This window comes from Paenibacillus rhizoryzae, from assembly GCF_059686995.1.
The window spans coordinates 504,150-530,684 of sequence record NZ_JCAALT010000006.1 but is presented as its reverse complement, the minus strand read 5'-3'; the positions used below and the strand labels follow the sequence as shown (position 1 = coordinate 530,684).

Annotated in this window: 19 protein-coding genes; 12 read left to right on the top strand and 7 right to left on the bottom strand. The window is 51.7% G+C overall.

Features of this window, described 5'->3' with window-relative positions; all coding sequences use genetic code 11:
* Nucleotides 1-52: 52 nt before the first annotated feature.
* From AC6ESO_RS20305 to AC6ESO_RS20285, 5 genes are all read left to right on the top strand, one after another.
* A complete protein-coding gene (locus tag AC6ESO_RS20305; RefSeq protein WP_497092955.1) occupies nt 53-1,774 on the top strand; it encodes an extracellular solute-binding protein in 1,722 nt (573 codons plus the stop codon).
* Between the two features lie 103 nt (nt 1,775-1,877).
* Entirely contained in the window at nt 1,878-2,777 is a 900-nt protein-coding gene (locus AC6ESO_RS20300) for an ABC transporter permease (RefSeq protein WP_497092954.1), read from the top strand.
* 15 nt (nt 2,778-2,792) lie between these two features.
* Nucleotides 2,793-3,677, top strand: a complete 885-nt coding sequence (locus AC6ESO_RS20295) for a carbohydrate ABC transporter permease (RefSeq protein WP_497092953.1) — start codon at nt 2,793-2,795, stop codon at nt 3,675-3,677.
* 34 nt (nt 3,678-3,711) lie between these two features.
* The gene (locus tag AC6ESO_RS20290; protein WP_497092952.1) at nt 3,712-4,749 is read left to right on the top strand and encodes a glycoside hydrolase family protein; all 1,038 of its coding nucleotides are present in this window, start codon (nt 3,712-3,714) and stop codon (nt 4,747-4,749) included.
* A 208-nt stretch (nt 4,750-4,957) separates the two neighbouring features.
* The gene (locus AC6ESO_RS20285; protein WP_497092951.1) at nt 4,958-7,087 is read left to right on the top strand and encodes a galactose-binding domain-containing protein; all 2,130 of its coding nucleotides are present in this window, start codon (nt 4,958-4,960) and stop codon (nt 7,085-7,087) included.
* 41 nt (nt 7,088-7,128) lie between these two features.
* Here AC6ESO_RS20285 and AC6ESO_RS20280 read toward each other — a convergent pair whose 3' ends face one another.
* A complete protein-coding gene (locus AC6ESO_RS20280; RefSeq protein WP_497092950.1) occupies nt 7,129-8,763 on the bottom strand; it encodes a response regulator transcription factor in 1,635 nt (544 codons plus the stop codon).
* Between the two features lie 4 nt (nt 8,764-8,767).
* A complete protein-coding gene (locus AC6ESO_RS20275; RefSeq protein ID WP_497092949.1) occupies nt 8,768-10,492 on the bottom strand; it encodes a sensor histidine kinase in 1,725 nt (574 codons plus the stop codon).
* A gap of 256 nt (nt 10,493-10,748) precedes the next feature.
* Between AC6ESO_RS20275 and AC6ESO_RS20270 the strand changes: the two genes are divergently transcribed.
* The gene (locus AC6ESO_RS20270) at nt 10,749-13,682 is read left to right on the top strand and encodes a carbohydrate-binding protein (protein WP_497092948.1); all 2,934 of its coding nucleotides are present in this window, start codon (nt 10,749-10,751) and stop codon (nt 13,680-13,682) included.
* Nucleotides 13,683-13,729: 47 nt separating this feature from the next.
* Here AC6ESO_RS20270 and AC6ESO_RS20265 read toward each other — a convergent pair whose 3' ends face one another.
* Nucleotides 13,730-15,535, bottom strand: coding sequence for a cache domain-containing sensor histidine kinase (locus AC6ESO_RS20265; protein WP_497092947.1), 1,806 nt, complete (start codon nt 15,533-15,535; stop codon nt 13,730-13,732).
* A 16-nt stretch (nt 15,536-15,551) separates the two neighbouring features.
* Entirely contained in the window at nt 15,552-17,126 is a 1,575-nt protein-coding gene (locus AC6ESO_RS20260; RefSeq protein ID WP_497092946.1) for a response regulator, read from the bottom strand.
* Nucleotides 17,127-17,326: 200 nt separating this feature from the next.
* On the opposite strand from AC6ESO_RS20260, the gene AC6ESO_RS20255 reads away from it, so the two are divergent.
* From AC6ESO_RS20255 to AC6ESO_RS20245, 3 genes are all read left to right on the top strand, one after another.
* Nucleotides 17,327-18,298: an ABC transporter permease subunit gene (locus tag AC6ESO_RS20255; RefSeq protein ID WP_494821633.1), complete on the top strand. Its 972-nt coding sequence runs from the start codon at nt 17,327-17,329 to the stop codon at nt 18,296-18,298.
* 24 nt (nt 18,299-18,322) lie between these two features.
* On the top strand, nt 18,323-19,213 hold the full coding sequence (locus AC6ESO_RS20250; protein ID WP_210660147.1) for a carbohydrate ABC transporter permease: 891 nt from the start codon (nt 18,323-18,325) through the stop codon (nt 19,211-19,213).
* Nucleotides 19,214-19,353: 140 nt separating this feature from the next.
* Entirely contained in the window at nt 19,354-21,006 is a 1,653-nt protein-coding gene (locus AC6ESO_RS20245) for an extracellular solute-binding protein (RefSeq protein WP_497092945.1), read from the top strand.
* Between the two features lie 247 nt (nt 21,007-21,253).
* Here the strand turns inward: AC6ESO_RS20245 and AC6ESO_RS20240 are convergent, their stop codons facing one another.
* Complete coding sequence (locus AC6ESO_RS20240; RefSeq protein ID WP_497092944.1) at nt 21,254-21,826, bottom strand: CGNR zinc finger domain-containing protein; 573 nt, start codon at nt 21,824-21,826, stop codon at nt 21,254-21,256.
* A gap of 221 nt (nt 21,827-22,047) precedes the next feature.
* Between AC6ESO_RS20240 and AC6ESO_RS20235 the strand changes: the two genes are divergently transcribed.
* Nucleotides 22,048-22,596, top strand: coding sequence for a pyridoxamine 5'-phosphate oxidase family protein (locus AC6ESO_RS20235; RefSeq protein WP_497092943.1), 549 nt, complete (start codon nt 22,048-22,050; stop codon nt 22,594-22,596).
* Nucleotides 22,597-22,633: 37 nt separating this feature from the next.
* Here AC6ESO_RS20235 and AC6ESO_RS20230 read toward each other — a convergent pair whose 3' ends face one another.
* Nucleotides 22,634-23,728, bottom strand: coding sequence for a sensor histidine kinase (locus AC6ESO_RS20230; RefSeq protein ID WP_497092942.1), 1,095 nt, complete (start codon nt 23,726-23,728; stop codon nt 22,634-22,636).
* The gene (locus tag AC6ESO_RS20225) at nt 23,718-24,422 is read right to left on the bottom strand and encodes a response regulator transcription factor (protein WP_497092941.1); all 705 of its coding nucleotides are present in this window, start codon (nt 24,420-24,422) and stop codon (nt 23,718-23,720) included. The genes AC6ESO_RS20230 and AC6ESO_RS20225 overlap by 11 nt, the downstream gene beginning before the upstream one ends.
* A gap of 200 nt (nt 24,423-24,622) precedes the next feature.
* Here AC6ESO_RS20225 and AC6ESO_RS20220 point away from each other — a divergent pair, with 200 nt between their 5' ends.
* Together AC6ESO_RS20220 and AC6ESO_RS20215 are read left to right on the top strand one after the other, a co-directional pair.
* Complete coding sequence (locus tag AC6ESO_RS20220) at nt 24,623-25,468, top strand: D-alanyl-D-alanine carboxypeptidase family protein (RefSeq protein ID WP_497092940.1); 846 nt, start codon at nt 24,623-24,625, stop codon at nt 25,466-25,468.
* On the top strand, nt 25,461-26,510 hold the full coding sequence (locus tag AC6ESO_RS20215; RefSeq protein ID WP_497092939.1) for an acyltransferase family protein: 1,050 nt from the start codon (nt 25,461-25,463) through the stop codon (nt 26,508-26,510). The genes AC6ESO_RS20220 and AC6ESO_RS20215 overlap by 8 nt, the downstream gene beginning before the upstream one ends.
* Nucleotides 26,511-26,535: the final 25 nt, after the last annotated feature.

The following is a 26,535-nucleotide window of genomic DNA, read 5'->3' as shown; positions in this document are numbered from 1 at the left end:
AGCACAGAAGGAACGATTCCTTACGACATACACATAATCGGGGAGGCACAGTATGAACAAGAAGCTGCGCAACAGAAGCTTGACCGCATCATTTGCTCTTCTGCTGGCGGTTACGACTGCATGCGGCAATAGCGACAATACCAATGGCGGGAATAACGCCAAGACCAACACCGCAACAACAAACGAATCCACATCCACAAACGCTACAAACGAACCGGCACCTGCCGAGACGGAAGCTCCGGCGATCGATCCAAACGCCAAATACGATCCGCCGATCGAAGTTGCGGCTGTCCGCTACACAGATCCTACTTACAAATTCAAAGACGGCGACACGATCGAGAACAACGTATGGACGAGAGCTTACGAGAGCGAGCTAGGCATTAAGATCAAGTACAAATGGATCGTCAACGGCGACCAATACGGCCAGAAGATGAATCTGACGATTACGTCGAACGATTTGCCGGACATTTTCCAAGTCGATTCGGTGCAATTCCGCCAATTGGCAGAAGGCGGCCAGCTTGAGGATTTGACGCAGTACGTCGCGGACTACGGTTCCGATTTGACGAAAACGATGATCGACCGCGGTACGAACGCCAAATCGGCAGCTATGTATGACGGCAAGCTGATGGGGATCCCGCCTGCTGAAGATTACCTGGGCGGAGCACCGCTGCTCTATGTCAGAACCGATTGGCTTAAGAAGCTCAATTTGCCGGAACCGAAGACAATGGATGATTTCTACAAGATCGCGGATGCCTTCACGACGCAAGACCCGGACGGCAACGGCAAGAACGATACTTACGGCCTCGCCGCTTCGAAGGACTTGTTCGGCGGATACCCGGACTTCTCCGGCTTCATGAACGGGTTCCACGCTTACGCGAACATCTGGATCAAAGACAGCTCCGGCAAACTCGTCAACGGCAGCACGCAGCCGGAAATGAAGACCGCCCTTGCGAAGCTGCAAGAGCTGTATAAAGCAGGCGTGATTGATAAAGAATTCGGCGTCAAAGACGGCGGTAAAGCGGCCGAGCTGCAAACGGCGGGCAAAGTGGGCATGAGCTTCGGCGCGATGTGGAATCCGCTGTGGCCGCTGCAAGACGGCGTGAACAAAGATCCAAACGCCGAGTGGGGCGTGTTCCCGGTTCCTTCCGTGGACGGAACGCCTGCCAAAGCGCAATCGAAAGCCGATTTCAACGCCTTCTGGGTCGTCAAGAAAGGTGCCGCGCATCCGGAAGCGATCGTCAAGCTGTTCAACTTCTACAATGAGAAGATCATTGGCGAAACAGCTGAACCAGCGAAGTACCACAGCGCAGACGGCATCGAATTCTTCAAATACGCGCTGCTGCAAGGCGGCTTCGGAACGCCGCAAGGTCTGCTCTCCGTGCATAAGAATGTCGTCGCGGCACTTCAAGCCAATGATGCAGCCAAGTTAACGCCGGAAGAGAAGAGCTACTATGACAAAATCGTTCTGTTCAACGGCGGCGACAGAACAAACTGGGCAACGAACAAAGTATTCGGAGCCGGCGGTTCGTGGGATGTGATCGGAGCGAATTACGTCGATCAAAGCTTGCTGATGAAGAGTGAGTTCTTCGGCGCTCCAACGCCGGGCATGACGGACAAACAAGCGATTTTGGATAAATTGGTGCTCGAGAAGTTTACGAAAATCATCCTAGGCGCACCAATCTCCGATTTCGATCAATTCGTATCGGACTGGAATAAGTTGGGCGGCGAGCAAATCACGCAGGAAGTGAACGATTGGTACGCCAAAAAATCATAAACGCCATGAATCATGAATCCTCATAAGTATTCGCGTCATCGGGAGGTCGGGACTTGCTTCCGGCCTCCCTTCTTATCTTGTACCGGGAAGGCGGTGTCCGTAGATGTTGAAACCGAAAATGCGCCGACAGCTGCCTTTGCATCTGATGGTGGCCCCCTCGTTCCTGCTGGTGCTGGTGTTTAGTTACGGCCCGATTGCAGGACTCGTTATAGCGTTCCAGAAGTTTTCTGTCGTGAAGAGCTTTGCCCACTCCCCGTTCGTGGGGTGGGATAACTTCGATTATATGTTTAAGCTGCCGGACATTTGGCAAGTCATCGGCAATACGGTCTTCATCGCGGTTATGAAAATCGCAGCAGGATTGGTCGTGCCGATTGTCGTGGCGCTTCTGCTGAACGAAGTACGTAAGCATACGTTTAAGCGTTCGATTCAAACGCTGATCTATCTCCCTCACTTTCTATCGTGGATTATTCTGGGCGGCGTGCTCATCGATATTTTGTCGCCGACTTCGGGTGTTGTGAACCAATTCCTCGGCGTGTTCGGCATCGAACCGATCTTTTTCCTCGGCAATGTGCATTGGTTTCCGGCCGTCGTCGTGATATCGGACGTGTGGAAGGAGTTTGGCTTCAGCACGATCGTCTATTTGGCCGCGCTTGCGGGCATTAACCCGGCGCTGTATGAGGCGGCCGTTATCGATGGGGCGAACCGCTGGAAGCAGATGGTGCATATTACCCTCCCGGGCATGGCCCCGGTCATTGTACTTCTTGCGACCCTGAGCTTAGGCAACGTGCTGAATGCCGGGTTCGATCAAATTTACAATTTGTACAGTCCGATCGTTTACGAAAGCGGAGACATCATCGACACACTCGTGTACAGGCTCGGACTTGAACAAGCCCAGTACAGCCTGGCGACGGCCGTAGGGTTGATGAAATCAGGCGTATCGATCGTTTTGATATCCGTTTCCTATTATCTAGCCTATCGCTTGGCCAACTACCGAATCTTCTAATAAGGAGCGGAACAAATGATGAAGACAACTTCCGTATCCGGAAAACTATTTAATGTCTTTAACGCGCTATTTCTCATCCTGCTGGCCTTTCTCTGCTTGTTCCCGCTCATAAACGTGCTTGCGGTGTCGCTCAGCTCGAGCACCGCGGCGAGCTCCGGAGAGGTGTCGCTGTGGCCGGTCGATTTCACCTGGCAATCGTATAACTTCGTGCTGCAAAAGCCCGAGTTCTTGAGGGCACTCGGCGTCAGCGCGGAGCGGGTGCTGCTAGGAACTGCACTGAACATGCTGCTGACGATTACGCTGGCATACCCGTTGTCCAAAGAATCGTTCGCGTTTAGGGGCAGATTGTTTTACGTCTGGTTCTTCGTCTTGACGATGCTGGTCGGGGGCGGAATCGTGCCTTGGTACCTCGTGATTCAGAAGCTTCATCTACTCGGCACGATGGGCGCGCTCATTCTGCCCGGAGCGGTGAACGTGTTTAACGCCGTATTGCTCCTTAATTTCTACCGCGGCTTGCCCAAAGAGTTAGAGGAAGCGGCTTTCGTCGACGGAGCAGGACATTGGAAAATTTTATGGAAAGTATATGTACCGCTGTCGATGCCGGCGATTGCCACGCTCATTTTGTTCTCCATGGTGGGGCATTGGAATTCCTGGTTCGACGGTCTCATCTTGATGAACTCACCGGACAAATATCCCTTGCAAAGCTATTTACAGACCGTTGTAATCAACCGCGATCTCAGCCTCGTCTCGATGGTGGATGCGGAGGCACTGGCAGACATATCGGACCGGACGCTAAAAGGCGCGCAAATTTTTCTGGCTGCCTTGCCGATCATTTGCGTGTATCCGTTCCTGCAACGATTCTTTATTAAAGGCGTCATCGTAGGCAGCGTGAAAGAGTAGCTGAGTTGAAGGAGAGAGAGGAGCTCCGGAGCGTATGGAAAGTTTAGGAATAAGTGAATTGGGGCATTTGCGCACGCCGTATAAGCGGGAAGTGCCGGTGCTGCAAGGATCGGGCGAGGCTGGCGCATACGATGCGATGTCGGTGGATTGTCCGTTTGTTTTCTACCACAACGATAGGTTTTATATGATGCATATCGGCTTCGATGGCTTAGGCTATCGGACGGCGCTGGCTACGAGCGACAATTTAGTCGAGTGGAAGCATGAAGGCATCATTCTGGACCGTGGAGAGGATGCCTCACGCTGGGATTATGTAGGTGCAGCGTACTCCTGGGTACTGCTGGAGAACAATGATTTATACGAGCTGCCCCGCTTGAAGAAATCGGACGGAAAGTACTGGATGATCTATCATTCGTATCCCGAGTTCGGTTACGAGGCCGGGGGAGCGAAGATGGGGCTGGCTTGGTGCGAGAGCGAGAGCTTGCTGGACTGGCATCGTCTCGAAGAACCGGTTTTCTCGTATGAGAACGGCGGAGATTGGGAACGGGCCGGATTGTACAAGTGCTGCTTCGTCGAGTTCGAGGGCCGGTATTGGATGTTCTACAATGCCAAGGACAAACCGAATTGGCCATGGACGGAGGAGACGGGACTCGCCGTGTCGGATGATCTGCGGCACTGGTCGAGGTTCAGCGGCGGTGAGCCCGTCATGGGCGTGCATCCGGGTTCGTTCTACAGCCAATACGTCAGCGATCCCTATATCCGGTTTGATAGCCGGACGGGCAATTGGGTGAATTTTGGCTTCGGATTCGACGGCAAGCATGCGCAAGGGCTGCTTGCGGTATCGAAGGATTTGACCGACTGGGAGATCATGAACGAGCCGTGGATTCCACATGGACAACCGGGTGAAGCGGATGGGACGCATGCGCACAAGTCCTCGGTGATCTATTGGAATGACAGCTTGTATCACTTCTACTGTGCATGCAGACCTGCCAAGCCTGGGGATGCATCCATGATTGCGGAAGGTGAAGGCGAATTCCGCTGCATCATGCTTCGGACCAGCTCGCCATTGGATTAAACAAGAGCTAAGTGTCAAACAAGAGCGCAGTCCACTATGGGCTGCGCTCTTGTTATAACAGCCAAAAAGTAGAAATCGGTAGAGCGAAAGTAGCGAACGGCTGATGGCAGCAGCACGCGGCTTCGCTATAATACACTTGCAACCCAATTTAGCGAAAAGGTAGTGATGATTAATGAAAAAGCAGAGATTAAGGCCCAGGATAGTATTTTTGCCGCTCCTAATTGTAAGCGTTCTCTTGTCTACGCTGTTCTCCGGCATGCAAGCCTTCGCGTATGACACCGGGGCTACTGTCACTGCATCTTACACCTTCTTCATGGACTCGACGAGCAGCGTAAATGACGGAATCTTGTCTTACGACGATACCCCGAAAAACCGCTGGACGGCATACGAATCACCGAACGCGACGGACTGGGTACAGACGGATTTCGGCTCGGCGGTAACGAAAAGCAGCGCCGGGATCTATTTGTATGACGACGGAGCCGGTGTGAAGGTACCGAGCTCCTACAAGGTGCAGTACTTGAACGGCAGCACATGGACGGATGCCGCCGGCCAAGTGAAATCCCCGGCCAATCCGACCGGTAACCAAGTCAACACGGTAACCTTCACGTCCGTGTCGGCCAGCAAGTTCAGAATCGTCTTCACTCACCAATCCGGCTCCAAGTCCGGCGTAACCGAAATCGCCTATGGCACGGATTCTTCCACGCCGCCGCCTACCGATCCTCCAACTACGCCGCCATCATCGCCGCTGACAGGAACTTCAACGGCCTCGTATACGTTCCACATGGATGAGGTGGACGATGTAGATGACGGCACGATCTCCTATGTCAATTCGCCGCATAATCGCTGGACCAGCTACCAGTCGCCGAATGCAACCGACTGGGTGCAGAAGGATTTGAGCGCAAGCAGCACCGTAGCCCAAGCTGAAATTTATATTTACGATGATGGAGGCGGCGTTAAAGCACCGGCTTCCTACAACGTGCAGTATTGGAACGGCACAGCATGGACGAACGCGGCAAGCCAATCCAAGTCGCCCGCAACGCCGACAGGCGGGCAGGTCAACACGGTCACGTTTACGCCCATTACGACTTCCAAGATGAGAATTGTCTTCACGCCGCAAGCCGGTTCTGCTTCCGGGGCGACGGAAATTAAGTATTACGGCACCGGAGGCGGAACGACGCCTCCAACGGAGCCGCCGACAACGACCTATCCGAATTACCAAGTAAGCGTGATTTCGCCATCCTACGGCGCTTCGATTAACGGCACGATTACGATCAAGTTCTACGCGCCGGGCATGCAGAACGTATGGGCAAGATCCTGGCATCAGCCGGATACCGCGCATCCGAATGCGAATGGTTATGACAGCTGGTTCCAGCGGGTGACACCCGATGCGAATGGGTACGGCGAAGTGACCTTCCCGGCCGCAGACTTCCCGCATGGACCGATCTCCGTTATCCTGAGCGCATGGGATTCGCCGGAAGGCAACCCGAACTATGCGCACTCGGATAACTGTTATGTGCAGCTGTATAACGAAGGCGGCGTCACTTGGAAGCAGGGCATTCCGTCCGCGCCTTCCCAAGCTTCGGGCATGAGCGTGCTGTTCCAAGATGATTTCACAGGACCGTTGTCGGCATCCCGTACAGGCGCAGGCGCCACCTACGCAACAGCCAAACCGGATGCGCCGAACGGCACGGAGTTCGGTGAAGCGATCTTCGCCGATTACGGCAGTGCGAATGATCCGTTTGCGATCCTCGGAAGCAACTATCTGCGTATTCGCGCTAAGAAAGCACCGGCTGGCACTGTCGATCCAATGGGCTGGAACCGTACCTATACCGGCGGCTTGTTGTCTTCCGTACGTACTAACGGAACGGGCGTCGCAGCAACCTACGGCTACTTTGAAGCGCGCATTCTGATGCCGGCAGGCAAAGGGACATGGCCGGCGTTCTGGCTCATGTCGCAGAACAGCATTTCGCAAGGCGTGCCATCGACGGCGGAGATCGATACGGTCGAAGCCTACGGGCAAGATCCGAACGGCGCTTGCCAGGCAAAGCACTGGTGGGCAGGCAGTCCGGAAATGCACGACACGCATTGCTCCTCCTCTAACTTCGCTTTCGGAGACAACGCATCAACCTGGCATATTTACGGCACCAAAATTACGCCGACCGACACGATCTACTACATCGACAACGTAGAGGTATGGCGCCATACGACGTTCGACCAAGCCAAAACGCCGATGTATTTCATGCTCAACCTGGCGCTTGGCGGCGGTTGGCCGATCGATCTCGCCAGATACAACAATCAAGTCGACATGTTCGTCGATTATGTCCGCGTGTTCCAATAAACAAGAAAGCCGCCGGTCAACGTACAACCGGCGGCTTTTCTTTATGATGCAGATGCGCTTTCCCGATATTCGTGGGGCGTGGCGTTCATTTCTCTCTTAAAGAACCTTCCGAAGGATGTCGCAGAATCAAACCCGACCTTCAAGGCGATATCTTGTATTTTCAGATTCGAGAATTTGAGCAGATCACAGGATTTCGTCAGCCGAAGCTCCGCGATATATTCGGAGATGCCTTGGCCGGTCTGCTGCTTGAACAGCCGAGACAGGTAGGTCGGATTCAAGTAGACGGTTTCAGCTAGCCGAACGAGCGACAGGTCTTCGTTCAGGTGGCCGTCGATGAAGGATTTCAGCTTGGCGATCAGCAGATGAGCACCTGCTTCGCTCTCTTGATTGCGTATGTCGAGCAGTCGGCGAATGATATCCCGCAAATAATCGAGTGCTTCCTCCCAAGACGAATGAGCATCCAAGGAGACAAGCTTCGTCAGCCAATCCGAAGGAAACGCCTCCGTCCGCGGCTGATGATTAATGGCGGATAACAGCATGTAGGCGATGCCGTTATACATTTCATACAGAAAAGGATGATTGCCCATCAGCTGGCGAGAGAGCGCCGCGAGCTCGTCGAAGTCGCCCATCAGCCGATTCTCCAGCGCCATCTCGGAGGATAACAGCTGCTTTAACCGACTTTGGGCTTTGATGATCGTCTCGTTTGTTTGCGGGCTTCCCGAAGCGAAGTTCCGGTTAACGCCGTCCGTCAGCAGCATCTCGGTACGCTGGCCAAAGCCATAGAACAAGATCTGCTTGAGCTCCGAGTATTTCAAATGAATGTCAGCCCAACGGACCGTCTCCGAGCTGGCGACAAAGGAAACAGGCAGCTTCAAATACTGTTTGCAGGCGGCTTGGATTGTTTCCAGCTGACCATGCACAAACCGGATCCACCGCTGGCTCACCGGCTCCCACCGACTGTTCGAAGCAGGCTGGACGAACGTCACCATCGCGGACGGATCGAGCATAACGCTGAAAGCCCGGCAGCCCGACCAGAACTCGCCGGCGATATTTTGCAGCGCGTAATACATGAGCGTTTTATCCGCATCGGAATGCGACGGGGCAAAGCGGTCCACGCGCGAGATCAGCAGAAGCGGGGGCGTGGATACGTCCATCGCTATTTCCAGTTCATCCATTCGTACTTGCTTGGCGGACGCAAGGCCGTGGATCAACTGGCTTACGTAATCTCTCTGCAAAGGGGCAAGCGATTGCTGCAGTTTATGTTTAGCTTGATCCATTAATTGGTTCATGGAGCTCGCACGCGACAGCTCATCGATGGCCTTCTGGATGGCCGCTATAATCGCTTCATCGCCGTCCATCTTGAGCACATAATCGACGCCGCCGTTACGGAAAGCCGTCTGAATATAAGAAAAGTCATCGTAACCGGACAGGAAAACGACTTTACAGTCCGGCCATTGTTCCACGATCTTGGCCTGCAGCTCAAGGCCGTTCATCCCGGGCATACGGATATCGAGCAAAGCGATATCGATCTTCATTATACCCAGCAGCCGCAAAGCTTCTTCCGCCGAATGCGCGCCGTATACTTCGCCCAGATCCAGCGGTGCTTCTTCTCCCAAGAGCTGCTGAAGCCCTCTTACGATAATCGGTTCGTTATCCACGATCAACAGTCGGTACATCGCCTCATGCCTCCTTAAATGGAATGATGATCGTCATTCGCAGGCCACCGAGCATGCCTCGGCTCGCAAGCAGATCGGCATGTTCGCCGAAGTTAAGCCGAATGCGCAGTTGAACGTTGCGCAAGCCTTCGCTGTCGGACTTGTACTCCGAGTCGGTCAAGAGAGCAACGATATGCGCCAGCTCCCCCTCATTCAGCGATCCGTTATCTTCCACCTCGATTTCGGCATGATCCCCGCAATCTTTGAACGCTACCATGACGAGCCCTTCTTCAACTTGGTCCTCTAACCCATGCTGGTAGGCGTTCTCGACAAGCGGCTGAAGCAGCAGCTTAGGCACGGCAAGCGAGCCGACGCGTTCCGGGACTTCGCCGAATTCTACGCGGACATGATCGTTGAACCGGATGCCTTGAATGGCCGCATAGGATCGGCAGAACTTGATTTCCTGATCAAGCGGCACGGAGTCGGCGTTCTTGGTGACGTATTTGAAGTATTCGCCCAGATGCTTGGAGAAGGCGACGACTTTGTCATTCTCTTGGAGTTTGGCCAGCCGGTGCAGGTTGAAGAAGCTATTGTACAAGAAATGCGGGTTGATCTGCGATTGCAGCTGCTTGAGTTCGGCAACCTTGATTTGGTATTGATGGACGTATGCTTCATTAATCAGATCCTGCAGTCTGGAGACGGTTCGGTTGTATTGCAAATACAAGTAATTGAATTCGTCTCGTGAACGGTAATTCAGCTGGGCCGAGAGATCGCCTTTCTCAAGCCCTTTGAACGCGCCGACAAGCCGCTTCAGCGGTGTATGGATGACCTGATAGAGCCGATAGGAAAACAGCAGAATGAGTATCGGAGCGGCAATCGAGATCGCCCATAACCAAACCGCGTATTGTTTAAGCGGACCGATGAAGCTGCTTTCTTCCACGAATATCGCAAGCGTAAGCCCTAATTTCGACGATTTCTCAAAAAAGCCATAGTACGTGGAGTCTCCGTCCTCGATGATTTCGTATCCGCTTTTCTGTCCGGCTTGCAGCTGTGCTCTGATCAGGGATTGCAGCTTCGCGCGATCGGACGGCACATTGCCGCTCGTCTCGCTCCAGGACAAATCCTGATCCAAGAGCATAGCGCCGCCATTGCCGTCGATGAGGAAGCCGGACAGCGAATCCCTGACCGCCTGGCTCGATATCTCGAGCGCGATCGTGAACCCGCGGCCGATGGCCTGACTGTTCGGATAGGGCAAACTCATCCATAGCCGGTTCTGATAGAGCAGGAATGGCGATTCAAACGTATCGGCCATTTGGTTTAAGGCGGCTGCTTCCTCGTGGTTCAATTCGTTGAAGGATAAAGCCGATATTTTGCGATCGAGCACGGGGAAGTTAACGAAGGCGTCCTCTACGTACGGGCTCATATTTTTTAAAATCTGCAGCTTCTTCTGAACGTTTCTGACCGCATTCGTATACTGCTCGCTGGTCATAATGATCGAAGAGTAGGCGAGGTTGAAAATGTCATCGTCGAGCGTATATTGCTGCTCCAATGTGACGAGGGGGCCGAAATCGTCCTCGAGCGCGTTGATATAGTAATTGACCTTCGCTTGCATGGAGCTGGTAATCTCGTTGCGGACAAGCCGCTCGCTGCGGATATTCATGAGCAGGCTGATGGTAACAAGAGGAATAATGATGACCAGAAAGGTCAGAACGAGCTTGGGATAAAGGGTGAGCCGGCGCAGAAAGCTCATTCGTAACTTTCTCCTTTGGGGGATTTTCTCTTAAGTATAGCGTGTAAACGCTATCTTACAACGAACATTCCGAAAGAAGTTGAGGATGGTAGATCGAAAGTAGAGAACGGATGATGAATCGCAACAGAGCCTCGGAATCGGCTGCCGGTATTCCTTTATTTTGCGGTATGTTTCGTAAGATATTGGGATTGAACGGCTATTCGCGCTGCATTACATTGAGAGATGTATCCAAATAAAAGGTTGGAAGGAGTTCATTATGAAAACGCTCACAACTTGTTTGGCACTCTTGCTGCTTGTTTGTAGTTTTTCATTCGGTACGTCTACGCTCTCCAATGCAGACGCCTCGGTAAGCTCAGCGAACGAAGCCATCTACAGCTACGAAGCGGAAGCGGCGGGGAACACGATGACGGGCAACGCCTCTATTGCCGACTGCAGCGTCTGCTCGGGCAGCAAGAAGGTGGGGGGCTTGTACCAAGGCAGCGGCATGCGTTTTACCGATATTGGGGTGCCGGAGGCCGGTTCGTATAACGTGGTGTTCTCCTATATTTCCGGAGATCCGAGAAGCGCGGACATCAGCGTGAACGGCGGCACTTCCCGTCATATTGACTTCGACAAGACGGCGGACTGGAATACGTTAGGTACGTTAACGATTCCGATGACCCTAGTTCAAGGCAGCAACTATATCGATATCTCAGATGGCAGCGGCTATTCGCCCGATTTTGATAAAATCGACGTTTATCCGATCGCACAGGGCTATGAGGCAGAAGCTTCAGGTAACACCTTGACCGGGAATGCGGCAGTATCGAATTGCGGCGCCTGCTCCGGCGGGCAAAAGGTAGGGAATCTCTATCAAGGCGCTTCCTTGCAATTTAATGCCGTTAATGTCCCGGCAGCTGGCAGCTACAACCTGACTGTATTTTATATTTCCGGAGATCCGCGCGCTGCCGATGTAAGCACCAATGGCGGTCCGGCTCAAAATATTCTGTTCCAAAGCACGAATGATTGGAATACCGTGGGTTCACAGACCATCAGCGTCAACTTAGCGGCCGGAAGCAATACCATTCTGTTCTCGGATGGAGGCGGGTATTCACCTGATATGGACAAAATCGTCGTAACGCCGGTAGAAGCGGATCAAGTGCAGCCTTGTGAGCAGGTCATCACGGAAGCACCTCCACTTGGAGCACCGCTGGATAAGAAGAAGTTCGGGTCGATCAAGATCTCTGCCTATGCGGATGCAGTTGTCATCCAGAATGGTGACTATGCCGTTACATATCGCACGGATAACGGAGTGGCGGACTATGCCTGGAAGGATAAGACGATCGCCAAAGGCGTATACAGCAAGTTCGACGATAAGGCGAGCAGCTGCTATGACAGCCACAGCTTCTCTATGGCAGATGTGACCCCTCTGAAAGACGGGTTCGGCAAAGGCATTAAGGTGAAGTTCGTCAACAGCCAAGAAGGAAGTCCGACATTGAACCAATGGTACAGCTTTTATGAGGATACGCCTTATTTCTTCACTGGAACAGAAGCGGTATCCGCAGTAGAAATACAAACGAATTATATGGCTCCGCTCGTAACGAATACAACGGGTGGCATCGATATTGGCAGCTATACGGACGGGCGGGTATTATCCGTTCCTTATGACAACGATATGTGGATTCGCCATCAAGCCGTGCCTATCAATTCAGCAGACATGAGTTACGAAGTGTCCGCGATCTATGATAATGCCAGCCGTAACGGACTCATTGTAGGTTCGGTAACCCACGATACTTGGAAAACGGGGATTCAATTCATCGGCGAGAACGATCGCTTGAATCGGTTGGAAGTATTCGGCGGCGCGTCGACCGCGAAAACGCATGATTCGGTCCCTCATGGAACCATTAAAGGAACTGTGCTGACGTCGCCAACGGCATTCGTAGGATTCTATGGCGATTATCGGAAGGGCATGGAAGAGTACGGCAAGGCAAATGCGGTAATCGCTCCGCCGCTCGCATTCGGCAAAAAGGTTCCCGAAGGTGTGCCTGTCGGCTGGAACAGCTGGGGTGCTGTTGGCAGCAACCTGACTTATCAGGATGTGCTGGACACATCCGATTATGTGAAGCAGCATCTGCAGAAGGACGGCTTCAATAATAAGAAGGTCACCTATATCAATTTGGATTCGTACTGGGACAACCTATCGGAAACGCAGTTAGCGGACGTAGTTGCCAAGATCCACAAGAATGGACAGAAAGCCGGCATCTACTGGGGACCATTCGTCTATTGGGGCGACAATATGGAGCAGCAGGTGGAGGGATCCAGTTACAAATACGGGGATATCATCCTTCGTGACGAGTCCGGCAACCCGTTGCCTAAATTGGACGGCGCCTATGCGGTAGACCCGTCTCATCCGGGGGCTAAGGAACGGATCACCTATTTCCTTAACCGCTTTAAGAATCTCGGCTTTGAATATATCAAGCTGGATTTCTTGACGCACGGTGCTTTGGAAGGAAAACATGATGACCCTGCGGTTCAAACCGGAACGCAAGCGTATAACCAAGGAATGGCTTACGTCGACAGTCTTATTGCGGATAAAATGTTTATCAGTGCTTCAATAGCACCGCTGTTCCCAAGCCAATACGCGCATAGCAGACGTATTGCTACCGATACGTTCGGCAGCATCTCCGACACGGAGTTCCAGCTGAACGCGCTCACGTATGGCTGGTGGCAGAACGGCACGATCTATCCTTATACGGATCCCGATCATATGGCATTGTCCAGAGCGGGTTCCTTGACAGAGGCCAGAAGCAGGGTCAATTCCGCCGTCATTTCGGGTACTGTGTTCTTGGATTCGGATAACGTTCACGATGCGAAAGCACAGGAGTACATGGCGGCGCTGCTGACGAACAAGCAGGTTCTCGAGGTCGCTCAGATCGGAAAAGCATTCCGCCCGGTCGAGGGGAATACCGGTGCCAAGGCTGCGGATATATTCGTACTGAAGGATAAAGGCGATTATTACATCGCACTGTTTAACTACGGCAGCGCGCCTGTCGACAAAACAGTCGATCTGGCAAGGGCCGGATTGGATGGCAGCGCGGCTTACAAGCTGAAGGATCTCTGGACGGGGGCTGTTTCCCAAGACGTTCACGGCTCCCTGCAAGTGACGCTTGAGCCCATGGAATCCAAGCTATTCCGATTGTCGCCTAAGAACTAAGCGATGCAGAAAAACCGGAGGCCAGCGCCTCCGGTTTTTCTTGCTTCTTATAAAGGACCCCTTAACGGAATAAGGATTTTAACCGCCGTACCAATGCCCAAGCGGCTATAAATATGGACGCCGTAGCTTTCTCCGAAGGTCAGCTTAATGCGGCGGTCCACGTTACGGATGCCATAACCGGAAGTTCCGTCACTGTCACTATCCTCTTCACCGAGTATCCGTTTAAGCTTCTCCGGCCGCATGCCCATGCCGTCGTCGATGACATGGAGCACAAGGGTGTCTTCCTGTATACACGCCCTTATGATTACGTTGATGCCGGCTTCATCGTCCCATATCCCGTGATTGACCGCATTCTCGATAAAAGGCTGCAGCATCAGCTTGATAACCGGATATGGCAGCGCCGCTTCCTCAATGTCAAAGTGAACATGCAGGAGCCCTTCGAAACGCAGCTGCTGGATGGCAATGTAGGATTTCGTCAGCCGCAGCTCTTCGGCAAAGCCAACAATGGTTTTTCCTTTGTTTAGTGAGATCCGGTAAAACTTCGCAAGATGGGTAACCATGTCTTGAATGCGATTATCGCCGCTGCGCATCGCTAACGATGAGATGGAAGCCAGCGTGTTATAGAGGAAATGCGGATTAATTTGCGCCTGCAGCATGCTCATTTCCGCTTCCTTCTTCGCAATCTCCTTCTTATACACCTCGTTAATGAGCTCCTTCATCCGTCTGGCCATCTTCATCATGGCGAAGGATAGCAGTCCGACTTCATCATGCCAGGTCGAGACGGCTTGGACATCGAAGTCTTCCGATTCGATCCGGCGCGTGAGCTGCAGCAGCTTCTCGATTCGGATCGTGAACCACCGTGCCATTATATAAATAAGGATGATCGATAGAATGAGGCTGGCAATGGCAATCGTGAACAGACGGGAGAACGCGATCTTTACGTTCATTAAGAGGCTGTTATAGGACACGATGGAGACGGTTTTCCACCCATTGTCGATGGAGTTGAATACGACAAAAACACGCTCGCCTTTATACATACCGATGAAGCTGCCGGCTTTGCTGTTTCCCCAGTCGCCCCGCACGAATTCCTTTAGATTGTGGTTGATCTTGCTCTTGTCCTTGCCGGAAATAATGGCTCCATCCTCGGATACGATGAAGAGCTCTTTGTTGTTGTTTTCTTTTGCCATCAGGGCGTAAATGTCGGCTTCCGGAATATCCATGGTCAGGATGCCGTACGGGTAGTTCAGGCTGTTATTGTCCAGCAGACGAGCGAGTACGATGCGGGATGGTTTGCGCTCCTCAATACCTTGTGTCACCTGTTCGCTTGACGGATTGGTCGCGGGCATAACGGTGAACGTCACGCTCCCGTAGGATCTGCTGGCTAGACTATACCAGGGGTAACGCATCAAGTTGTTATCGGAACGTTTAATAAACACCTGGTCGGTCGGCAAGGTCAAATTGTTCGTATAAACCGTTACACTACTGAGGTCCGTGTTGGTGACCAGCAGATTTCGGAACGTGCTGTCGATATATTCATAGGCATCGACGTATTGGTTATTATCGGAATAATCCATGGTCAGGAAGTCGCGCAGGCGGCTGTCCAGATACAAGGAGGAGGAGACTTTGGAGTAAGAGTCGAGCTTCATCTTCAGGTTGGAGCCAATCTGATCGGTAGTGGAGAGCATGTTGGAATACATCTGCCGAGTCAGCTCGCTCTTCATTGTCTCATAGGAATAAATCGCCAAGAAAATAAGGGGGATTACGGAAACAAGTCCGAAGACGACAAACAGCTTGTTGCGTAAGTGCATATTGAGAAAAGGTCTTACAAGCAGACGATGAATGAGGCCGGGCACGAAGCGTCCCTCCGAATCAGTAAATTTGTTTGCGATAGTGGTTGGGAGTCATGCCCGTTGTCTTATGGAAAATGGAGCAAAAATAAGAGACATTCTCGTAACCGACTAAGCCTGCGATTTCATGGACTTTGAGCGATTTGTCGGCGAGCAGCGCGGTTGCTCGTTCCATTCGTGTCTCCGTAATGACCTCAAGAATGGTGCGTCCGGTCTTCTCTTTATAGATGGTGCGTATGTAGTTCGGCGATAAGTAAACTTCCTTCGCGATATCCTCCACGGTTAGCGGCTTGTGATAGGAACGGTCAATAATATCTTGAATGTGCCGGGCGATATGCTGATGGCGGTCTTTGTCCTTCTCGGAGAGGGCCATAATCAAGCTGTGGCAGACATGCAGGACATGCTCGCCAATATCGTCTAGCGTTTGGCAATGGCTCATAATCTCCCATTCGCTGCTGAACGGGCCGACTTGAAGCTCATTAATTGCGCCGCCGAAATGCTGTTCCACCGCCGTAATGAGACGAACGGCTGCGGAGCGGGCAAGATGGGGATGAACATGCTTCTCCCGAAGCTTATGGATGAAAAGATTGACCTCATGTTCCGTTTCCTCGGAGCGCTGATGCACGATGGTGCGGCAAAGTGCTGCCCGGTGTTCTTCAACTTCCACCTCTTCTGTAGTCGGCTTATGAATGTCTTCTGCCGAGAGCAGCGCCCCGTTACCGAAATAGAACGCCTGCCCCGCAGCGTCATGCGCTTCCTTAAAGAGGGTATAGGCATCTTCCAATCTTTCGCTTGTCCTGGATAGACCGATTGTCAGCGATACGGGAAAATCCGCTTCAATTAGCTTCTGTAATTGCTGCCAGGTCTCCCGTTCACCGTCAAAGAGGGAGTCCGGAAACACGCCGGCGAATGTACGATACTCCCAATCGATCAGCTCCCCAATATAGCCGAGCGCCATTAATCGGTTATGTACCGCTTCGCCAATGCTTCTCTCAAGCGGGTCCGGCATGCTCGCATCCGTAGCTGAACCGTCATTTCGGCTCGGGCGGTCAATGACCAAGCAGGCTGCTTTATAGGGACCGCGAAACGGCGGCTGGGTTATTGAATCCAACTGCAGCAGCTTCTGCACCAGCTCGATACGCCGATCCGGCGCTTCCTCCATAAGGAGCATCCGCAGCAGCTTCTCCTTGGCCATCTCTTCCGAGCGTTCCGTGAGTTTGGCTTCCTCGCACTTCTGTTTGACCTTCTCCATGAGATGCCTGAGCTCTTCCATGTCGATGGGCTTGAGCAGATAACCGGACGCTTCGACGGCGAGTGCGGCTTTAATATATTGAAATTCGTCGTGACCGCTTAAGAATACGATTTTGACCCGCTTGCGAACTTGCTTCGCACGTTTCACGAACTCCAGTCCGTCCATGATCGGCATCCGAACATCGGTCAGAATAATATCGGGATCAAGCTGATGGGTTAACTCCAGCGCTTCTCGGCCGTTACGGGCTGTTCCTACAACCCGTATCCCCATCGATTCCCAAGGCACATAATGGGTAAGCGTTTCCAATTCTATCTTTTCATCGTCTACGAGTAGTATCGAATGCATGTGAGCGCCACGTCCTTCCTATGTGAGAGCGGGATGATCGTTACTTGTATTATTGTAGTCGCCCTACGGTATTTCAACAATGGCACAGGATCAATTCAGGTGTTTTGGAGTATAAATCAGCGGATGTTTGCATGGAATGGCTGCGGAAAGCTCCCCTATAATGAGGATATTCAAGACGATAAGGCAGGGGGAGAGCGGATTTGAAAGCGCATATCGAACACCCGTTGCAGCGAGCGCCGCTGCTCGGAAAGAATAACGGAAAGTGGAAGCGTTTCCGTCAGCAAAAATATTTATGGCTCATGATCTTGCCCGCATTTATTTGTACGCTGCTGTTTTCCTATACCCCGATGTTCGGATTATATATGGCGTTCATCAATTATCAACCCGGCGGCTCTTTCTTTGGATCGTTTTTTCACAGCGAGTTTGTCGGACTGGATTGGTTTAAATACTTCTTCAATAATGGCGACTTCTGGCTGATCATGCGCAACACGCTGGCCCAAAGCTCGTTAAGCCTGCTGTTCGGGTTCCCGGCACCGATCATTCTTGCCATCGCGATTAATGAAATTAACAGCGGGGCGTTCAAACGGATTGTGCAGACGATTTCGTACTTGCCGCACTTCATCTCCTGGGTCATTGCGGCGAACATTATCATCACGCTGTTATCGTCGCAGGGACTTGTTAATAAAGTGCTGATGCTGCTGCACATTACCGACAAGCCGGTCGGATTCTTCCAGAACGGACACTATTTCTGGTGGATTATCGCTTCCTCCAACATGTGGAAGGACATGGGCTTCAACGCCATCATGTACCTTGCGGCAATCGCTTCGATTAATCCCGAGCTGTTCGAGGCGGCCAAGGTAGACGGCGCTTCCCGTATGAAGCAGATGCTGTACGTGACGCTGCCCGCGCTTCGGCCGACGATTGTCATCCTGCTCATTCTGGCGGTTGGGGGCATTCTGAATGCCGGCTTCGACCAACAATACTTGCTGCAGAACAACTTGGTGTTGAAGTATTCCGACGTTATCGACACCTATACGTACAGGTACGGGCTGCAAAATGGGATGTTCTCCTATGGCGCGGCGGTAGGATTGTTCAAGTCGGTAGTGGCGTTTATCTTGGTGCTGCTGGTGAATAGGCTGGCGAAGAAAGTAAATGATCAATCGCTTTTCTAAAGGAGTCTAGGGAGGAAAGAGAGCATGAAAAGCAGGGCAATGGGAGACATGCTTTACTCCGGCGCAGTGTATGCCTTTCTATTGGCAGTCGTATTCGCAACGTTCTACCCGTTCTGGAATGTGCTGGTTCTATCGGTTAACAGTGCGTCCGATACCATCAAGGGAGGCATCTACTTCTGGCCGCGGGAGCTTTCGTTTACGAGCTACAAAGAGATTTTAACCGACGGTCAAATCATCCACGCCGTGTGGGTAACCGTAGCACGGACGGTGATCGGGACGCCGCTTACGATTCTGGTCATCAGCTTGCTGTCCTATCCGCTGAGCAATCGCGATTTGGTGCTGAGAAAGCCGATTACGCTCTATTTCATCTTCACGATGTATTTCGGCGGCGGATTGATCCCGTACTACATGGTGCTGAAAAACGTACATTTGATCGACTCGTTCTGGGTGTTTATTTTCCCGGGGCTGATGAATGTGTTCTACATGATTCTCGTGCGGACGTATATCGAGCAGCTTCCTCAGGAGCTGACGGAGTCGGCTAAGATCGACGGCGCTAACGATCTGCAAGTGTTCATCCGCATCATTCTTCCTTTGACGACTCCGGTGCTGGCCACGATCGCTCTATTTACGGCCATCGGTCATTGGAATGCTTGGTTCGATTCGTATGTGTTCACCTATAAGCCCAGCTTGAAAACCCTTCAGGCGGTGCTAGTTAAGATACTTAATCAGTACCAAACAGGCAGCATGGTGTCCGAAGCCCAGCAGCTGGCAGATTCCTCGAAGAGGCTGGCCGTTTCGTCGGATACGATCCGTATGGCGGCGACTATGGTCGCAACGCTTCCGATTGTGCTCGTCTATCCGTTCCTGCAGCGATATTTCGTCAAGGGCATGACACTGGGTGCAGTCAAAAGCTGATCTATTGCGGGACATGAAAGGAGTGTGAGTGGAAGGCGGCTAATTCGGGCGCACAGTCAGCAAAATATCGTTTTACCACGGAATGTCTTTGGAAAAGTCGATTCATCATCTATCATTGTATTTGGGGGGAGCAACAATCTATGAAGAAGAAACGTATATTCACAGTCATGCTCACAATCACGGTCCTTATGACGCTACTTATCGGCTGCAGCAGCAAAGATAACAACACCGCAACGAATGAACAAGACGATACCGCGACTACGGCCAATTCGACGAATGCTACCAATGCGAACAATACAACTGAAACGTCGAAACCGGCAGAACCGATTACGCTTACTTTTTTCGATAAAAATACAGGCGATGCCTTCACAAACCCTGTAGCGCAAGAAGTCACCAAACGTACAGGCGTTACCGTTGAAATCCAGCAGCCGAGCGGCAATCCGTCGGAGAAGCTGAATCTGATGCTTGCGAGCGGCGACTTGCCGGATATTATCCTCATGGACCGCGGCAGCGATATCGTAAACAAATACATTGCAGCCGGCGCTATCATTCCACTTGATGATCTGATCGAGAACTTCGGACCGGACGTCAAATCCCAATACGGCGAAGTCTTGCAAAAGACGCGTTATACAGACGGTAAAAACTACTATTTGTCCAACTGGTATGGCATGGATAACAGTCCGGTATTCGGCGTTCAAATGCGCAAGGATCTGCTCAAGGAGCTCGCGCCGGACAAAGCGGAAGGCGGCCAACCGTTCACAACGGATGAATTCGAGCAGCTGTTGAAGGATTTTAAAGCGAAACATCCGAACATCGATGGGAAAGCTTCGATTCCGCTCACGTTAAACGCGGAGAATATGGGCGCTGTACTGGGCACCTTCAAAGGTATGTGGGGCATGAAAGCCTACTACGAAGATGGAGGAAGTCTGAAGTTTGACGTAAAAGACCCGAAATATCGCGAGATGATCCTATACATGAACAAACTGTACCGCGAAGAGCTGATCGATCCGGAATGGGCGGTCAATAAATCGCAAACATGGGAACAGAAGCTATCGAACGGTTACGTCTTCTCCACCGCTTCAGCCTATTGGGATCCGGGTAACGCGAACAACGCTTTGCTGAAATCGGGCGGAGCGGATCACCAGCTCTTCTCTTATAAAGTGGTTGCACCGGGAGTTGACCCTAGCGCGACGACATTCGGTCCGCGGAGCCCGCTTGGCTGGGATGCGATTGCCATCTCCAAGAACAACAAGCATCCGGAAGAAACGATGAAATTCATCAACTTCCTTGCCAGTGAAGAAGGGCAATATCTCCTCATGTGGGGGATCGAAGGCCAAACTTGGGATATGAAAGACGGCAAACATACACCGAAGCCGGAAGTTCTTCAAGGCTTGAAGGAAGACTGGGCTGCTGAACAGAAGAAAACCGGTCTTCAGAAATGGACGTGGTTCGTCAAGAACGGACTAGGCAGCGATGGTACGCCTTATCACATCGGAGACAACAACCGCGGCGAAATCGACCTGATGGCGTTCAAGAATCTATCCGATACCGTTTGGGATACATCACCGTACGACAATCTCGGACCAGGGGGCGGAACACCGGAATCGCTCAGCTACCAGAAGGTTCAAGATATTATGAAGCAATCCATCACGAAGATTATTATCGCGAAGAGCGAGCAAGAGGCAAACGCCGGCTTCGACAGCATGCTTGCCGAGATGAAAGCTGCGGGCGACGAGAATGTGGAAGCGATTATTACGGACAACTACAATAAGCGCCAAGAGCTTTGGAAGTAAACTGCGAAGCGTAAATTCTGCGGGGGTGCAGGGCAGATGCACCTCCTCAGGAAGCTGAGAGTACGGAAATGGAACTCTCAGTGATCAATAAGCGGGGAAAAGCAGCTGAGAGTTCGAAAACCGAACTCTCAGTGTTCAAGTGACTCACCAAGCCTCTGTTTTGTAAGCTGAGAGTACTGAAATGGAACTCTCAGTGATCAAAACGCGGGATGAAGCAGCTGAGAGTTCGAAAATGGAACTTTCAGCGTTAAGCGTTCGAAGGGCCGCCGGTTTCGGCGGCTTTTTGGCGTGCGCGGAACCGGCGGACTTTCATGAGGTTGCCGCAAGCTCTCTCATCGCAGAAGCGTTTGGATCGGTTCCTTGTTTCGTCATAGTAAACCGCCTTACAATCCGGATTATCGCAAATACGCAAGCGGGAGGGTTCGCTGTCTGTGAGTAAGCGGCCGAAAGAAGCGGCTACCTCCGCTCCGATGCGGGACCAGCCTGTTTGTAGAGGAGTGGTTTCCAAGCGGAAATCCGAATTCGACTCCGCGATATGCAGAATCATAGGTCCGCCTGACAGCGCACGGTTCAGCCCGTCCAGATTAACGGGATCCACGGAATCGCTCACCGTCAGCTTCTGGACGATATGGAGGATATGCCCTCGCAACCGTTTCAATTCATCGATTTCTTTCGCAGACGGAGCTCCCGGGTAGGGAAGGGCATGAATGGCCAGCCATTGCTCGAGCCATTCCGGCTTGTCCAACAGTTCTTCGGTATGACCGCTGCCTCTCCAGTCACGATAATCGCTTCTTAGAAAATCCTCCCATAATTGAAACATTGCTTCACAACCCCCTTGTCACATGTAGAATTTTCTATATTGTAACACCCATGTTGATCCTTAGCTAGTTACTTGACGGGCATAGCCGTTCATGATAAAGTGTGTTCCGTAACTATTATAACCAAATTAGATAGTTACTATTGAATTGGATTTCAATCCGCTGTTCATAGTAATCCTAATTCGTGTAAAAAGTAAACGAAAAAAGAAAAGGTGAATCTACCATGTACCCCATGCGCAATCAGAACCGCAGCTGTACGGATACAGACCAAATCCAGTCCTTTCTGGAGCAAGCTCGGACCGGATTTCTCGGTTTATCCTCAGGCGACGTGCCCTATGTCATTCCGCTTAATTATGCATGGCTGAATCATTCGATTTATTTTCATGGGGCAGAAGAAGGTAGGAAAATCAATTATATCGCCGATAATCCTCGGGCTTGTTTCACGGTCAGCGAGAATTATGGGACGATTACGAGCCCGGTGCCAGCCGATACGGATACCGCCTATATGAGCGTCATCATCGAAGGAGCTCTGCTTCCTGTAACCGATATGAACGAGGCGATGGAGGCGATGCAGGTCATGCTGGATAAATATGTACCGGGTTATTATGATCGACCGCTGGGGCGGGTTCATTTGGAGCGTTATGTTTCCAGCCTAGGCAGTAAAACCGCTATCTATAAACTACCTGCAGATACGTTATCGGCCAAAGAACAAGCAGCACCTTTGGAGCGTATGTTCTATGAAGGCAAAACCGTTCATCACGACCGGGCATAATGAAGCAGGGCAGATCTAAGGATCTGCCCTGCTGTTGTTATTTCGCGAGCGGGAGCTTCACCTCGAATGAGGTTCGCCCATCGTCGCTTGCCGCGGATATCGTACCGTGATGCAGCTCGACGATATTTTTGGCGATTGCAAGGCCGAGCCCCGAACCGCCCGTATTCCGCGAACGGGAATGCTCGCCGCGATAGAACCGTTCGAACAGCAGCGGAATGATGGATGCCGGCAATGGCTCGCCGTAGTTCGCAATTTCCACAAACGCTTGTCCGTTAGAGCTCCAAGTCGTGATGTCGATGCGCCGGCCGCTCTTCCCGTATTGGAGCGCATTCACGACCAAGTTCTCGAACACCCGGACAAGCTTGTCTCCGTCCGCGTCGATTACAATGGGATGATCGGGGAGAACCAAGCGGCATTCCATCTCCTCCTGTTCGAATTGCAAACGGAATTGGCCTGCCAATTGCCCGATCAGCTCGACCAGATTGATCGGAGACGGCCGAAGCTTCATGCCGCCGCTCGTCCTCGTAAACTCGAATAAATCATCGATCATCGATTTCAGATGCATCGACTTTTGGTGTGCGATTTGCACGTATTGCCGCAGTTCGACCTCGTCCCGGTAACGGTCATCATTGATCAGCCCTAAATACCCGACGATGGACGTCAGCGGCGTGCGCAAATCATGCGAAACGTTCGTAACCAGCTCAACCTTCGTCCGCTCGGCGCGCCGTTCTTCCTCGATCGACAGCTTCAGCTGCGCCGTCATTCGATTGATATTGTCCGCCAACGCTCCGAGCTCGTCATCTCTCCGAATCGGTAGACGGAATTCGAAATTCCCGCCCGCGACTCGCTCGATACCTTGCGAAATTTCCACCAGATAGCGAATGGTCGATCGGCTGAAGGCAAAGAAATAGAAAATAGTAAAAAGGAGGCCGGCTAAAGTAAAGGAAACCGGAATGCCTAGCTGTGATCGCATTGTTCCCACGAGATTGGAAACTAGTGGAAAGTCAACCTGATACGCTGCGTACGCAATCAAGCTGAGGAATACGACCGTCAGGCTGGACGCCAGAGCACTTAAGGCGAACAAATACAACATTTTGAAGCGAAGGCTCTCCCACGGTTTATTAGGGATCAATTTTATACCCAACTCCCCATACGGTCTGGATGAGCTTCACGCCGCCCAGTTCGCTCTCCAATTTATCGCGAAGCTTACTTATATGCACCATGACGGTGTTATTGGACTCCATGAACTTGTCCTTCCATACCGCTTCGAAAATCGCCTCCGCACTGAACACCTGCCTAGGATGGCTCGCCAGCAAATATAAGATATCGAACTCCGTCGACGTCAAATTCACGTTCCGGTCCTCTACCGTTACGGCATGCAGCTTCTTGCTGATTTTCAAAGATTGGATCTGGATTTCGTCTTGTTCCTGCACCGGCTGCGTTTGGGGGTTCAAATACATGGATCTGCGCAGCAGCGACTTTACCCTGGCCAGCAGCTCAAGGGCATTGAACGGCTTAACCATATAATCGTCGGCACCCGTAGTCAGCCCCATGATCTTGTCCATGTCTTCCGCCTTGGCGCTCAGCATCAGAATTGGAAGACCGTCATACTCCGCTCGAACCGTTCGCACGACCTCCAGACCATCCATCTCCGGCATCATGACATCAAGGACAATCAATTGGACCGATTCCGTGGCGATCAAGTCGAGTGCTTCGCGACCGTTACTGGCCGTCAGCACTTGATAGCCTTCGTTGGTCAAGAAGATTTTGATCAGCTTGGCGATTTCAAGGTCATCGTCCGCGATCAGAATTTGAATCGGATTCATAGAATCTCTCCGTTTTTATTAGGTTAAATAGCGCATTTGTAGCATTAGCTTATCAGATATCGTCTCCGCAACCTACCTGATGAATCCACAAATAAGAAAATCTTAAGGTTTCCTTTATGGCGTTTTATAAACCTCCTCGTCCCTGGACGTTATCGTAGAGTTGCTAGAACATTTAACGATAATGAGGAGGTTCGCGCGAGATGGAACAACTACAACAAGCCGAACAACATATAGGCTGTCATAGGAAAGCTAACTCCGTGCAAGCGGCTAATTCTGAGATTCACCAAGGTTATCTGGTCTTAATTAATCGCGAGAATCCCATTCGACAGACGGAAACTTCCGGGAGTTTAACGCCGCTAAGCTCGTTCCCGGCTATTCATACGCTGAGTGAGGATATGCTGCTGGATCAGACCTGTTTGTGGCAGTTGGTGCATTTACTTGAGGCTTGCGATGGAATAAACGATATTATCGCCGTCAGCGGGTATCGGACCCGATTGGAGCAGGAGCTGATTTATCAATCCTCGCTAGTCGATAATGGCCCCGAATACACGGCATGTTACGTTGCATTGCCCAATCAGAGCGAGCATCAGACGGGACTAGCGATAGACGTCGGGAAGTTAAACAAGGACGTGGATTTCATCGCGCCTTCCTTTCCGGATAGCGATGTCTATTTGACCTTCAAGCAGCTTGCGGCCCGATTCGGATTCATCCAGCGCTATAAGGAAGGAAAGGAAGCCATCACGCATATTTCTTGCGAGCCGTGGCATTTCCGATATGTCGGCTATCCCCACGCCGCCCTTATGGAGAGGAACGATTGGTGCTTGGAGGAATATATCGATCGGCTCCGAAGCTTCCCGTACGAAGGCGATCATCTCCTATTCGAGGATGATCGGGCGTACGTTGAGATTTATTATGTACCGGCGGATGAGGGGATTCATACGACCATCCCCCTAATACCTTGCGATCGATTCCTGATTTCGGGAAATAACAGCGACGGGTTTATTGTTACGGCATTTCGGGATCAAGGCAGCCAAGCTTATGTCTAAACCCAATTTCGGCGGACTCGATTGGCTTAAATTCGCTGTCGCGATCATGGTCGTGGCCAATCATACAGGGCCGTTTCTTTCTTACAGCGCGACAGCCGATTTTCTTCTCAGCAATTTGCTTACCCGCATTGCCGTTCCGGTCTTTTTCATGACGGCAGGGTTTCTATTCTTCCGTAAACTGACCGGGGACCCACTGAAGGATCGTAAAGCGTTGCGCGGTTACATGCTGAGAACCGGAAAGTTATATTTGATTGCAATCATACTGTACCTTCCGCTCAATCTGTATAAAGGTTATTTTTCGGATTCCTTCACCGTTTATTCGTTGCTCAAGGATATCGTGTTTAACGGTACTTTCTATCATCTGTGGTATTTACCGGCATTAATGCTGGGGTTGATGATCACATACGTGATTTATCGGATGAAGTCCTTGAACGTTATGCTGGCTATCGCGGGTTTCTTATATATCGTGGGACTGCTGGGGGATAGCTACTATGGCATCTTGCCAAGCGGCACAGGAATTACTCAAGCATACGCGGGCATGTTCACCGTGTTCGATTACACGCGTAATGGGTTCTTCTATGCTCCCATCTTCTTGGCACTGGGAGCTTGGGCAGCCAAGCAGCCGCTTCCGGCGAGATCGCCGTACACCAATGCAAGCTTGTTTGCGTGTTCGCTCGGCATGATGCTGCTGGAAGGATCGGTATTGAACGCCTTTGATATTCCGAGGCATGACAGCATGTATCTATTTGCGCTGCCAGCGACTTACTTCTTATTCCATTGGGCGATGCAGTGGAAGGTGGGATCGAACAAAACCTTCCGCGAGTGGCGGGTATGGGTCTACATTCTCCATCCAATTGCCATCGTGCTCGTTCGCGGAGCCGCTGAGGCAACGAATCTGGAACGGCTGTTTATCGCGAACAGCCTGCTCCATTTTGCCGCTGTGTGCCTGGTGTCCATCGGGATGTCCGCGGTTACGGTATGGATCGCCGAGAACAAACGGAAGCTCCGATTAAAAGCGAAGCTGCAAATAAGAAATTCTTAAGGAATCCTTTATGGCGTGTTATAAA